Genomic DNA, 14,314 nt, shown 5'->3' on the forward strand with positions numbered 1-14,314 from the left:
ATGAATAGATTATTGAGTAGCAATTAATGGTCGTGTCTTCTCATTTGGAGATTTCAGAAGTTCACGAAGCGTTAAAACATCTAATATTCCATCTGGATACAATTGATTTTTTAATTCAAAATCCTTTAATGCAGTTTGTGTTTCAATTTTAAAATTCCCATCAACCGCTATAACATATCCATCTATAGTAAGTTGTTTTTGCAACTCATATACGAAAGGTCCTCGGTCTCCAATTTGTAGTGTTTTCTGTAAAATTACCTTTTCGAAAACATTATAAAACTCATCTTTTTGTTTTTGTTTCGAAAGATCTTCGCTAGACCGTTGATTATTCTCTAGTAATCGAATCTCTTCATTAGATAATCCTTTAGATTTATATGCCGTAGATTGAAGCAAAATAGCTTCATAATACTTCACTTTCCCTATTTTTTTTTGGTACTCATTTACAGCATATTGAGTCGCGGCATTGTCTTTTTTTGGATTTCTAACATCTATACGGTTTGTAGACCATTGGGATACAACAAATCCATTTAACATCTCAATTGCTTCATAATAATCCATCACAACATTTTGATCATAATAGGAATTATCCACGGTATCTTTGGATACATAATTCACATTTTTAGGATGAAATCTTTGGTATTTGTGATACTGATTATACCCCATAACTAATGTTATAATAACTAATAGAAAAATAATAATACCCTTCATAATTTAAAATTTGGTTTATAGTAAAAATATAAATGATCATCTGCTTTATATAAGCACAGTGAGTATAGTTGGCTCGAAACGGATACGAACCTTTTTTTTGGGGAAAAATCAACTTTTATTATTACTTATAAATATAGTCATAAAAACAGAAACTATTAAGTCTACGACCCTCAATTATTTCAGAATGTACTGTATGGAGTATTAACACCAACAGCTAAAATCAAAAATAAAATGTGACTAATAGGCATACTTTCAAATTAAATCTAGGTCTATTTCCTGAACATAAATCACTAAAATCACCACTTAATAGAGCTCTAAATACTCATTCAATTAAATACTACACTAATCAAAACAAGCTTTTCCCTAATTTATCGTTGCAATTATGTAGCTTTATATAGTTATTTACTATTTACAAATCTTTATCTAAAATATGTGGTATAAGACTTGTACTATTGTTTTAACAAACACAAAAAAACCAAACAGATGAAAAAACACATCATTCTTGTTTTCATACTCTTTATTACAAACCTAAATTATATGATGGCTCAGAACGACTATAATTATCAAGACGATTGGAAAAAAGTAGAAGAGTTTGACCAACAAGGTCTTCCTAAATCCGCTCTAGAAATTATAGAAACGATCCATAGTAAGGCAAAAAAAGCAAACAACACAAATCAAATCACTAAAGCTTTGATTTACAAAGCTAAATACAATTTAGTTTTAGAAGAAAATGCTCAGCTAAATATCATTAAGGAATTTAAAAGTGAAATTTCTAACAGTAAATTCCCTAGCAGAAATATCTTAGAAAGTATTTTAGCCAATTTATATTGGCAATATTTCCAAGAACATAGATGGCAATTTTATGATCGTACTAAAACTTCTGAAAAAGTAGATAAAGAAGATTTCAGAACATGGGATTTAGAAACGTTATTTGCAGAAATCCATCTGTATTATCAGAAATCACTAGAAAATGGCTTATTAGCTCAACAGACAGATCTAATAAGATTCAATGACATTTTATCAGAGTCTACAGGTTCTAAAATATATCGACCTACACTTTTTGATTTTCTATCGCATAATGCTTTAGCTTTTTATAAAACTTCAGAAACAAGCATTACTAAACCAGCATATGCTTTTGAAATCGACTCCCCTGATTACTTAAAAGATCACGAACCTTTTTCTATAATCAAACTTAACACTAAGGATTCTTTATCCTTACAGTTCCATGCTTTAAAAATATACCAAAGCCTTATCAATTTTCATAAGAGAGATAAGGAACCTGATGCATTAATCGAAGTAAACATTGAACGTTTAAAATTCATTCATGATAATGCTGTGTTTAATGATAAACAAGAACTTTTACTAGCTACCTTACTTTCAGAAAAAGAAAAACATAAAAACAGCCCATCCTCCACCCTATACGACTATGAAATAGTTACTCTTTATCAGACACAAGCCGCTACTTATATTCCTGCAGAGAATGAAACTCATCGTTGGGCACTTAAAAAAGCCTTGGAAGTTTGTGAAGCAGCTATTTCGCAATATCCTAAATCCAGAGGAGCTATTAATTGTGCATATCAAAAAGAACAAATTCTTGATGCGCAAGTTAATTCTATAAAGTTAGAAAGTTACATCCCAATTAACAAACCATCTAGGCTTCTAGTAAACTATAAAAACCTTGAACTTCTATATTTTAAAGTATTAAAAGCAAATCAAAATCAAATACAATCTTTACAGAAAATATATGAGCCAAAAAAGAAAGTAGCATTTCTAAACAAATTATCAGAAGTTCATTCATGGGAATCAAAATTTATTGACAAAAAAGATTACCAAAACCATAACATGGAAATTGCCGTTCCTTCATTAGGGCAAGGATCATATATTATTGTTGGATCAATTACCAAAGATTTAAGCGCAGATCATACATTCACTTTTGGAGATTTACAAGTTACTAACCTGACTCTTTTAGAAAACAAAACAACAAAAGAAACTAAGTTTCAGGTTATTGATAGAAATAATGGAATACCAATACCTAATGCCTCGATTAAACTCTTTGCAGATAGTAGAAGAAATAGTTTAAATAAAACGCTAACAACTAACGAAAAAGGAGAAGCGTTCTTTTCTCAAGAAGGTTATTACTACAATGTATTAGCAACTGTTACTAAGGGTACAGATAAAGCAAATTTTAAAGGAATATATCTTAATCAATATGGTGGTGATAGTCAACCAGATAATAGCACCAGATATTCTACTTTTCTTTTTACAGACCGAAGTATTTACAGACCTGGACAAACCGTATATTTCAAAGGGATTATGATGGCTACCAAAGGAAAAGAAGATCCTAAAGTAGTAGCTAATAGACCAACCTTTGCAAAACTTATTGATGTAAATGGGCAAGAAATTAAACTACTAAAATTCACTACCAATGAATATGGATCATTTGCTGGAGAATTTATTCTACCTTTTTCTGGGTTAACAGGTAATTATACAATCCAAACAGATAATTACAATAGCACCTATATTTCTGTAGAAGAATACAAGCGCCCTAAATTCGAAACAAATTTTAATCCAGTTACAGAAACCTATAGAGTTAATGATAATATTAAACTCACAGCAACTGCTACTGCCTATGCCGGTAGCAATATTACAGACGCTAAAGTAGTATACCGAGTATATAGACAAATACAGTATCCTCGTTGGTGTTATTGGTATCCTAGAAACAGTGAAGAACAAGAAATCACACACGGTGAGACCACGACCAATGATATAGGAGAATACAACATTACATTCGCTGCTTTCCCAGATAAAAGTGTTTCAAAAGATAATCAACCTACTTTTACTTATAAAATAATAGCGGATGTTACAGATATTAATGGAGAAACCAGAAGCACTACAACCTATGTAAACGTGGGATATCATGCATTAACAGCATCTATTAATATTGATTCCGAAATTGATAAAACCAAAAAAGGCAATATCCTAAATATTACTACTCAAAATCTGAACAATGAATTTATAGCAAATACAGGAAGTCTTAAAATTTACAGACTACAAGCTCCTGAATGCCCTTTACGAGTTCGCCCTTGGAAAGCTCCTGATTACAGTAATATGAGTAAAGAAGAATTCAAGAAATTATTCCCGCATGATGCTTATAAAAACGAAGATGATTATAGGAATTGGGAAAAAGGAAATCTTGTTTTAGAAAGAACGTATGACACTAAGGAAACTAAAGAAAATGCAAAAGGAACTAAGGACATATTACTAAAAACTATTAAGAAATGGCAAACTGGTAAGTATGTAATTGAACTTTTAACTAAAGATCGATTTGGACAAGAAGTAAAGGATATTAAATATATTAATATCTATGACCAATCTGATAAAACTATAGCCGACAATAAACTGTTTGAAATTACTACGGACAAAGGTGAATACGCAATTGGAGATGAAGTTATACTAAAACTAAGTTCTGCCTCAGAAGATATTACAGTCACTTTAGATATTGAGAAAAATCAAAAGGTAATTGAAACTAAACTGATTAAATTATCTAACAATAGTAAGACTATCAAAATACCCGTAAATAAAGAAGATCTAGGTGGTTTTGCCGTTACATATAGTTTTGCAAATTATAATGCATATCAAAGTGGTACTATACCGATTGCAGTTCCGTATGAACCGACAGCGCTTACTATAGAAACTAACACCTTTAGAGATAAGTTACAACCAGGACAACAAGAAACTTGGAGTTTTACTGTAAAAGGACCTAAAGGAGATAAAGTAACTGCAGAGCTACTAGCCAGTATGTATGATGCTTCTTTAGATCAATTTAAGCCGCATCAATGGTATTTTAATCCTATCAATCGACCTATTTACTATTCGTACTCACAACGAAATGCAACCAAAAGTTTTGCTAAAGGGAATTTTAATATCTATGATCAACAACTATGGATCGCCAGTTTCCAACACCAGGGGTATGATCAACTAAATTGGTTTGGATTATATTTTGGAAATTCATACAATTACCGAATGGACTCTTTCGCCTCTGGTGTAAGAGGTAAAAAAAGCAGAAAATTAGCTTCTGCTCCCATGGCATCTATGGAAATGGCCGCGGATGATGCAGAACTAGAAGAAGTTGCTGTAGTTGCCAATGAGTCTCAGATTGAACAAAAATCTCTTAACGCACTTACCGATAAAATAACAGATTCCTTGAAAGGAGTTTATGGAGCAAAAGAACCATCCCTAGAAGGAGTTAAGATTCGTGAAAATCTTCAGGAAACCGCATTTTTCTTTCCGAAGTTAACTACGGATGCAGAAGGTAACATAAGTTTTAATTTTACTGCTCCAGAGGCATTGACTAAATGGAAAGTGCAACTATTGGCACATACTAAAAAGCTAAATGCTGGAACACAACTATTAGAAACTATTACCCAAAAAGAACTAATGATTTTACCAAATCCTCCAAGATTTCTTAAAGAAGGTGATAAGATTATTCTGAGTTCTAAAGTTTCTAATATTTCTTCTAAAGATCTTAGTGGAGTTATCGAGTTACAATTAACAGATGCTTTGACCGGTAAATCAATTGATACCGATTTACAGAACACTAGTATTCGCAAAGATTTTTCTGTAAAAGCAGCTGGAAATACTAATGTATCGTGGGAACTTTCGATTCCCTCTACTGTACAAACGGTACAATATAAAATTATAGCAAAAGCTGGTGAGTTTTCTGATGGAGAACAGAATGTATTACCTGTGTTATCAAACCGAATGCTGGTTACAGAAACATTACCTATGTGGATCCGTTCTAATCAGACCAAGACATTTACATTAGATAAATTAAAAGACAACACATCTTCTACATTAAAAAATCATAAGCTCACATTAGAGATGACATCTAATCCAGCTTGGTATGCTGTGCAAGCACTACCCTACTTAATGGAGTATCCATACGAATGTGCAGAACAAACATTCTCTAGATATTATGCAAATTCTTTAGCAAGTCATATTGCTAATTCTAACCCAAGAATTCAGGAAGTATTCAATCAGTGGAAAAACACGGATGCTTTACTTAGCAATCTAGAGAAAAATCAAGAATTAAAATCGCTAATCATACAAGAGACACCTTGGTTAAGAGATGCACAAAGTGAAACAGAACAAAAGAAACGCATTGCATTACTTTTCGATCTTAATAAGATGAATAATGAATTGCAAAGTGCTATTAACAAACTACAGCAAATGCAGTATGGTTCTGGAGCTTTCCCTTGGTTTAAAGAAGGAAGAGAAAATCGTTATATCACTCAGCACATAGCTTCAGGTTTTGGACATCTTAAAAAACTAGGTGTTACAAAATATGACAACAAAACTCAGAATATGCTTCAAAAAGCAGTTCGTTATCTAGATAAAGAATTTATAAAAGAATATGAAGAGCTTAAAAGATATTGTAAGCGCAACAAGATAGATATTAATGAAGACCATCTTAGTTACACGCAAATGCATTATCTATATATGCGTAGCTTCTTTACAGATATTAAAAGAGCAAATAATACTAATGAAGCTTGGGATTATTATTTAGGACAATCCAAAAAATATTGGTTAAAAAGAGGTTTATATCCACAAGGCTTATTGGCTTTAATATTACACCGAAATAACGACACCAATACTGCCACTAAAATCATTAGATCATTACACGAAAAAAGCATCACTAGCGAAGAACTAGGAATGTACTGGAAATCTAATACTGCTAGTTGGTATTGGTATCAGGCTCCTATAGAAACACAAGCCTTGATGATTGAAGTTTTTGCAGAAATCGAACAAGAACCCAAAAAGACTGAAATTGTAGACAATCTTAAAGTTTGGTTACTTAAAAACAAACAAACTAATCAATGGAAAACTACCAAAGCTACTACAGAGGCAGTGTATGCATTATTATTACAAGGTAGCGACTGGTTATCTGTAACTGATATGGTAGAAATCGTATTAGGAAATCAAAAAATTGATCCTAGTACCATGGAAGATGTAAAAGTAGAAGCAGGAACAGGATATTTCAAAACATCCTGGAATGGGAATCAGATACAGAAAGATATGGCAACTGCCAAAATCACCAAAAAAGGAAAAGGGATCGCTTGGGGAGCATTGTACTGGCAATATTTTGAAAATCTGGATAAAATTACCTCTGCAGAAACCCCTTTAAAGTTGAAGAAAAAATTATTCTTAAAAAAGAATACGGATACTGGTGAAGAGATTACAGAAATCACAGATAAGACACAATTAGAATTAGGGGATTTAGTTAGAGTTCGTATCGAGTTACGATCTGATCGCGCTATGGAATTTGTACACATGAAAGATATGCGTGCTTCTGGATTGGAACCTATTAATGTTATCTCACGATACAAATACCAAGATGGATTAGGTTATTATGAAAGCACTAAAGATGCTTCTACTAACTTTTTCTTTGATTATTTACCAAAAGGAGTTTATGTCTTTGAATATGATTTACGTGTGAATAATAAAGGAGATTTCTCTAATGGCATCACTACAATACAAAGTATGTATGCACCGGAGTTTAGCAGCCATTCTGAAGGAATAAGAGTAAAAGTAAAATAGACTTTAAGCTCGAATCTAATTAATTTGATTACTAGAATATAATGATAAAAAATAGTTTAATACTTATACTTTTAATTTGTGTACTAGCAAGTTGTACTGATGGTAAAAAGCCAAAAATAGTATATGATAACAGCGGTAAAAACAAAGAAACAACAGAATTAAAAAAAGATACTACCTTAATCGAGGCGGCAGATCTGCCGATTCGGATGGATAGTACAGATTATTTAATACACCCGATTGGTTTTTTAAAAATTAGCAAATCTTGGTCTAAAACATCTTACAGATCTTCGGATTATAAGAATACCAATTTTTCTGTATCCAATCAATCTAAATATCAGATTACTGGAAACTTAACAAATTTAAAGTTTCAACATATCGATTCTGAAAAACTAGTTCCACTAACAGAAGAGACAATTAATATTCAATCGGTAACTTTTCTAAAGGAAGTGTTTGATCGAACTAAATCAAAATATTTACTATACAAGGTGATAGATAAAGACACTAATCAAGATCAAATTCTAGATTATCAAGATTTAAAATCTTTATACATCAGCAATATCGATGGGTCAAATTTTATTAAGATAACCCCAGATTATCAAGAATTAGTCAATTGGAAATTATTAGTATCCAAAAATAGATTGTATTTTAAAACTGTTGAAGACATTAATAAGGATGGAGAATTTGACAAAACGGACGTTATACATTATCAATATTTAAATTTAGATAATAAAAATTGGAAGGCTAAAGAGTACAATCCTCTCTAATAAACTATTTAAACTAAATAGCTAAAACAAAAGCTTTATAATACTAGTTGTTTTTTAAGTGTTTTGTTTTAGCTCTTTTTCAATAATAGTTTTCAAAACTTTTAGATCATTTTCACTTATAACATCTGATAAAGAAAAGGGATCAAAATCACTTGATTGCGGGTAGATAAAAACTTCGAACTCATTAATAATTATATTTTTTATTTTATCAAGTGCAAATGCTTCAGAAGATTTAAGAAAAAACTGAATCTTTCCCTCTCTAACTGTAAAAGAAAACTTTTGATTACCTATCAATTCTCGTATTTCTAAGTATACATTTTGCCTAGGTCCGTCATTTTCAACAACCGATCTTAAAATCATTAGATCATAAATATTAACCACCTCCATTAAATCATATGATAAAAAGGCATCCGATTTTGGGTAAATGCAAATTCCTTTTTCATCTATTAAAATGTCCTGTATTTCTTGAGTTTCAATTTTTTCAGAAGCTATATTGCAAAATCCTATTTCAGAATTTGTTTTTGGATAAATTAAACGTTTATCATCGTATTTTAGATATATAGAAGCGAATTCGTTTATTTCTGAATAAAGTTCATCTCTAAATCGATCAATCTTTTTGATAAAATATTCTTGCGTTTTCATATTGCAAAGCCCTTCTAATTACAGATACATTTTAGATATCAAAAGATGTATCTTTACATTAAGGATAACCAAAAAGACAATTTGTAACACTTACATCTAAAAAATCTTATCCCGTATAGTTCGCGAAACTTAAAACCAATGAAAAGAAACCTGCTAAAACAATCCATCTTACTATTGTTAATCAACTTATTAACTAATTGCTATGCGCAAAATAAAATCCAAAATCTAAAGGGGTTTGATATTTCGCCTGATTCCATTAATACGTTCCTTAAGACACGTATGGATTCTTTACATATTCCTGGGCTTTCTATAGCGGTAATAAATAATAGTAACGTTGTTTATCATACAACATTAGGGCACGCCAATCTCGAAAAAAAACTACCGGTTACCGTCAAAACAATTTTTGAAGGAGCCTCTATGTCTAAATCGGTTTTTTCAACATTTGTAATGAAGTTTGTAGAAGATGGAAAACTAGATCTGGATAAACCTATGCATGAATACCTACCTTACGAAGATATTGCATACGATGAGCGTTATAAAAAAATAACCGCCAGAATGATTTTGAGTCATCGGTCTGGATTTCCTAATTGGAGAGAAAATGAAGATGACAAAAAACTAAAAATCAAATTTGATCCTGATACAGATTACGAATATTCTGGAGAAGGATATCAATATTTAGCAATGGTCTTAAAACATATCTTAGGAACTGATTGGAATGGTTTAGAAACTTATTTTCAGAAAGAAATAGCAAAACCTCTAGGATTAGAACATACTACTTTTATTGAAGATTCTTATGCCCTAAAACATAAAGCAGAACCTTATGATAAAGAAGGTAATTGGATCGATTGGAAAAATGAGTATTGGTACAAAAAGGACAAAGGCATATTCGTTTCTTCTTCATCTATTCGTTCCGAACCTATTGATTTTTCTAAATGGATGATTGGTGTTATGAATAAGAAAATCTTATCCGAAACTAGTTACAAAGAACTATTTAAACATCATTCTAAAATAACAACATTATCTACCGGAGTTAATGTTTATTATAGTTTAGGGTTCATCACAGCGGATTCCCCTCATCACAATACTTATTTTCATGGTGGATCTAATGATGGTTTTACATGTTGGTACATGATGGATGTCGAAAAAAAATGGGGATATGTAGTATTTACTAATTCCATGTTTGGAGAAAAATTAGGCAATGAACTATGGGATTATTTCGAAAAAGAATATTAATTCTTATTAAAGCAACCTAAAACAAGAACTTAGTTCCATATAAATTCCAAGTACGCATCTCAGTGAAAGAAAAAATTAAACATATAAAATTTGACAATAAAACCAATCCTAAATCATACTTCGAGGTTGTACAACTTGAAGAATTACTAAACAGAAAATTAGATCACGATATATGTAAAAACCATATTGTAAAATTTTATATTATCATTTTTATCACAGAAGGAAATGGATATCATACTATTGATTTTGTAGATTATAAATACCAAAAAGGTTCTGTTCTATTAGTTAGAAAAGATCAAATTCAAAAATTTTCTAAAAGCGCTACTGCAAAAGGGTATTTACTAATCTTTACTGAAGAGTTTATAGTTAGCCACATCAATAAGTTAGAGGCTCTGAAATCATTTCAATTATTTAATGAATTAATAAGCTTTCCTAAGATTGAGTTGCAGGTAAAAGAACATGAATTTTCCGATTTTTACTCTTTAATGGAACAAATAGTATCCGAGTATAAATTAAAAGATGAATACTCCATTAGTATCACCCGTAGCGCATTACACATACTAATTACCAAATTATTCCGTATCAAATTTAACAACGGACAATTGCCAAACAAAAAGAAATATTTAACGGAATTCTTATTGCTTCAGGATATGGTAGAAAAAAATTGCTTTGCCAATAAAAAAGTGATGTATTATGCTCAAAACATGGGCTGTTCTACCAAAACACTGAACAATATTGTACAAGCAATAATTAATAAACCTGCCAAAAATTTTATTGATGAGATCGCCATTACGCAAATAAAAAGATTACTTATTGGTACGAACGAATCGGTTAAGGAAATAGCATATACATCTGGGTTCGACGATCCAGCCAATTTTTTTAAATATTTTAAAAAATTTGTAGGAAGCTCTCCAGAAGCCTTTAGACGATCGCATCAGTAATATTTTCCTATTTTGACACTAATTGGGATAATATCAACCACTTTATTGTTTTGATACTGAACTACTTTTGATAATACAATTTCTATTATTATCAAATACAGTAAAATGAAACACGCAATCAAACTTACCCTCGTTTTAATGACTTTATCTCTAAGTCATTGTGCTAAAACCAAAGAAACATCAAAAGAAAGTAAAACCATTATGGAGGTGACTACTTTCAATATCAATGAAAATGTAGACCCAATAGCATTTAAAACCAGAGATCAACTTATAGAAAAAGACTTTACAAGCAAACAACCAGGTTTTATAAAAAGACAAAGTGCTATTGATGAAAACGGAGCTTATGTCGTAATTGTATATTGGGAGAGTATCGCAAATGCAGAAGCATCTATGAATAAGTTTATGAGCGATACATCCGTTGCTGATTATGCACAAATGATCAATGGCGCTACCATGAAGATGGAGCGTTATAGCATGGATAAAGTATTTAATGCAAACCAAAGTGAATTTGTAGAGGTAATGACATTTGATTTAAAACCAGATACAGATTTAGAAAAATTCCATAAACTTAATCAAAAGGTAGAAACTGATTTTACCAGAAAAAGAGATGGGTTCTTACAAAGACTTACCGGTGTAAATGAAAAAGGTACACAAGCAGTTGCTGTTTATTGGACCAACAAAACCGCTTCTGATGCTTCTTTAAATGGTTTTATGGCAGACCCAACAGCAAAGGAATTTATGGCAAAAATGGATCAGTCTAGCATGTTTATGGGACGTTATGAATCTTTACCAGCACACCTAACCAAAAAAGAAAAAGTAGTTGCATTGCTAAATAGTTTTAACACAGGTGATCAAACTCCAATTTCATATATCAATCCACAAAAATACATTCAACACAACTTAGACGTTGGAGATGGATTAGCAGGTTTTGGCGAAGTAATGAAAAATGCCCCAGAAGGCGGGTTTAAAGCAAATGTAGTACGAGCTTTCGAAGACGGAGATTACGTATTTACGCATACAGAATATGACTTTTTTGGGCCAAAAGCCGGGTTTGACGTTTTCCGTTTCGAGAATGGAAAAATTGTAGAACATTGGGATAACCTATTAGAAGTACAAAAACCAAATCCAAGTGGACACACCCAATTCGACGGTGCTACTAAAATTACCGATTTAGATAAAACATTAGTAAACAAAGTCAAAGTAAAAGATTTTATTGAAAAAATACTTCTAAACGGCGAAATGGATAAGATCACTAATTATATAAATCCTAAAAAATATGTGCAACACAATCCTGCTGTAGCAGATGGATTAGAAGGCTTTGGAGAGGCTATGAAATACTTTGCCAAAAATGGATTGGTTATGGAATATACAGCACTGCACAAAGTCTTGGGACAAGGAAACTTTGTTCTTACACTAAGCGAAGGAAAATTTGGCAAAGGAGATCAAACTGCGTTTTATGATCTATTTAGGCTAGAAAATGGATTGATCGTAGAGCATTGGGATGTAATTACAACAATTCCGCCTAAATCCGAATGGAAGAATGAGAATGGAAAGTTCTAAACAATCTCCAGGACACACAATTTATTTTAAAACGAACGTAAACTTTTTTAAAACCCTTACTATGAAAACTCTAAAATCAATTAGTTGCTACCTAATACTATCCTTAGCATTAAGTTCATTTACCTCTTGCGATAGTGATGATGATAACACCACTCCTCCAATAACACCCGGAGTCAGTGTAACCGTAGCTAATACATTTCAATCAACTACCATTACAAGCGGGGTTGAAACTGCCATAGAAGATTTATTCATGCAACCAGCAGGATCATTAGAAGCAACAGCAACTATTGAAAATGCTGTTGAATTTCCTGCTTACTTGCTTGGTTTATATGATATAGACATTGATCAAAACACCATTTCTTTTGAATTGGTTGCACAAACTGGAGATGCAACCTATGGAGATTTATTTAGAACATTAGAAACAGGAACTTTTGATCGATATTATTTTACATTCGATGAACCGCAAAATGTATCTGGGTTTACTTCTGATAACGATTCTGTTACTCTTAGAATCGATTCTAATAGTGTTCTAGTAGTAGAAATTGGAGCAGGATTTAATTTTAATCCAGGAGCTAGTTTTACTATAACACTAAATTAATTTCGAACATACACTTAACTAACTGTATGTACTATCAATGGGTACATACAGTTCTCTCTAAAAAAAGCAGTCTTATTCTTTTAATCAAATTTTATATATAAGAAAAATACTATGAGTAAAGAAAAAACCAACAAGATTATAGACGAATTGTTTCGTGATTCTAAAGGTGATTTTTTTAAAATGATTAAGGCTGTTTCTAAAAGTGTAGTCCGTCCATTAAAGCCAGAAGATTTTAAAGATGTATATCTTTCGATATCTAAAGAACAAGGAGAAGATCTTACAAAATTAATTATAGAAAATAAGTATAAAAACATTGTCGAATTTGGAACCTCATTCGGGATATCAACCTTATACTTAGCCTTAGGCGTGATAGAAACTAATGGGCACATTATCACAACTGAGTTAATTACCTCTAAAGCTAATAAAGCAAAAGAAACATTCAAAAAAGCAGAAGTAGACAATCTTATTGATCTAAGAATTGGGGATGCTATGAAAACTTTAGAAAATCATAAAACACCTATAGATCTATTGTTTTTAGATGGTTGGAAAGATGTGTATCTCCCATTGTTTAAAATGCTAGAACCCAATTTTCATACCAACACTACCATTTATGTAGACAACGCCAATATGAAAGAAACGCAGCAGTTTTTAGACGTTATTAGTCAACAACCAAAATACAGATTACAACCTCTATATAATGGCAAGGTATTCTTAATTAGCGTGCTATAATTACAATGCAACAGCCATCTATAACATATAGCAAACGTACTATTTGGATTCATTGGGTTTCTACAGTACTAATTTTTGGATTAATCTATACAGGAATTAATATGGAGCATCAAGCTGTCAGTGAGCGTAAATTTATACTGTACCAAATACACTTCTCATTAGGGGTTTTAGTATTTATACTAACGATCATTAGGATCATTGCTTTATGTACAGATAGGAAACCCAAGAATTTATACCCTAAAAAATCTGTAAGAGAAAGGGTTAGAAAATGCGTTTACTATGGCTTCTATATTAGTATCATCTGGATGTGCTTATCTGGATTGGCATCTCTTTTTTTAGAAGGAATTATTCACTCATTACAATCTAGTAATTGGCAAGATTTACCAGAAATAAGTGTAGATGGTTTTCATCCCATTATGTTATCGCATCACATAATGGCCAAAATGATATTCCTTTTATTATTATTTCATATTTCTGGATTTGTATTGCACTTGATACAGAAAAAAGAAAACACGTTAAAGAGAATTTGGTTTAATTAATAT

Annotated in this window: 10 protein-coding genes; 8 read left to right on the forward strand and 2 right to left on the reverse strand. The window is 31.5% G+C overall.

The features are described from left to right. Positions 1-9 precede the first annotated feature (9 nt). On the reverse strand, positions 10-708 hold the full coding sequence (locus H526_RS28660) for a peptidoglycan-binding domain-containing protein (protein ID WP_051336058.1): 699 nt from the start codon (positions 706-708) through the stop codon (positions 10-12). A gap of 483 nt (positions 709-1,191) precedes the next feature. Here H526_RS28660 and H526_RS0108280 point away from each other — a divergent pair, with 483 nt between their 5' ends. Both H526_RS0108280 and H526_RS0108285 read left to right on the forward strand, forming a co-directional pair. Next, on the forward strand, positions 1,192-7,305 hold the full coding sequence (locus tag H526_RS0108280; protein ID WP_027392572.1) for an alpha-2-macroglobulin family protein: 6,114 nt from the start codon (positions 1,192-1,194) through the stop codon (positions 7,303-7,305). Between the two features lie 41 nt (positions 7,306-7,346). Continuing rightward, positions 7,347-8,069, forward strand: coding sequence for a hypothetical protein (locus H526_RS0108285; RefSeq protein WP_035084922.1), 723 nt, complete (start codon positions 7,347-7,349; stop codon positions 8,067-8,069). A 54-nt stretch (positions 8,070-8,123) separates the two neighbouring features. Here the strand turns inward: H526_RS0108285 and H526_RS0108290 are convergent, their stop codons facing one another. Continuing rightward, positions 8,124-8,711 (reverse strand): hypothetical protein, encoded by a 588-nt coding sequence (locus H526_RS0108290; protein WP_027392574.1) that lies wholly within the window; start codon positions 8,709-8,711, stop codon positions 8,124-8,126. A 138-nt stretch (positions 8,712-8,849) separates the two neighbouring features. Between H526_RS0108290 and H526_RS0108295 the strand changes: the two genes are divergently transcribed. The 6 genes from H526_RS0108295 (at position 8,850) to H526_RS0108320 (ending at position 14,311) form a co-directional block, all read left to right on the forward strand. Then, positions 8,850-9,944 (forward strand): serine hydrolase domain-containing protein, encoded by a 1,095-nt coding sequence (locus tag H526_RS0108295; RefSeq protein ID WP_027392575.1) that lies wholly within the window; start codon positions 8,850-8,852, stop codon positions 9,942-9,944. A 62-nt stretch (positions 9,945-10,006) separates the two neighbouring features. Then, positions 10,007-10,885 (forward strand): helix-turn-helix domain-containing protein, encoded by an 879-nt coding sequence (locus H526_RS0108300; RefSeq protein ID WP_027392576.1) that lies wholly within the window; start codon positions 10,007-10,009, stop codon positions 10,883-10,885. Positions 10,886-10,990: 105 nt separating this feature from the next. Continuing rightward, positions 10,991-12,445, forward strand: a complete 1,455-nt coding sequence (locus tag H526_RS32335) for a nuclear transport factor 2 family protein (protein WP_245591193.1) — start codon at positions 10,991-10,993, stop codon at positions 12,443-12,445. Positions 12,446-12,506: 61 nt separating this feature from the next. Continuing rightward, on the forward strand, positions 12,507-13,043 hold the full coding sequence (locus H526_RS0108310; protein ID WP_155839640.1) for a hypothetical protein: 537 nt from the start codon (positions 12,507-12,509) through the stop codon (positions 13,041-13,043). Positions 13,044-13,154: 111 nt separating this feature from the next. Further along, the gene (locus tag H526_RS0108315; protein ID WP_035084924.1) at positions 13,155-13,772 is read left to right on the forward strand and encodes an O-methyltransferase; all 618 of its coding nucleotides are present in this window, start codon (positions 13,155-13,157) and stop codon (positions 13,770-13,772) included. A 5-nt stretch (positions 13,773-13,777) separates the two neighbouring features. Next, complete coding sequence (locus H526_RS0108320) at positions 13,778-14,311, forward strand: cytochrome b/b6 domain-containing protein (RefSeq protein WP_027392580.1); 534 nt, start codon at positions 13,778-13,780, stop codon at positions 14,309-14,311. Positions 14,312-14,314 lie beyond the last annotated feature (3 nt).

Source organism: Aquimarina latercula DSM 2041, assembly GCF_000430645.1.
GTDB classification, from domain to species: Bacteria; Bacteroidota; Bacteroidia; order Flavobacteriales; family Flavobacteriaceae; genus Aquimarina; species Aquimarina latercula.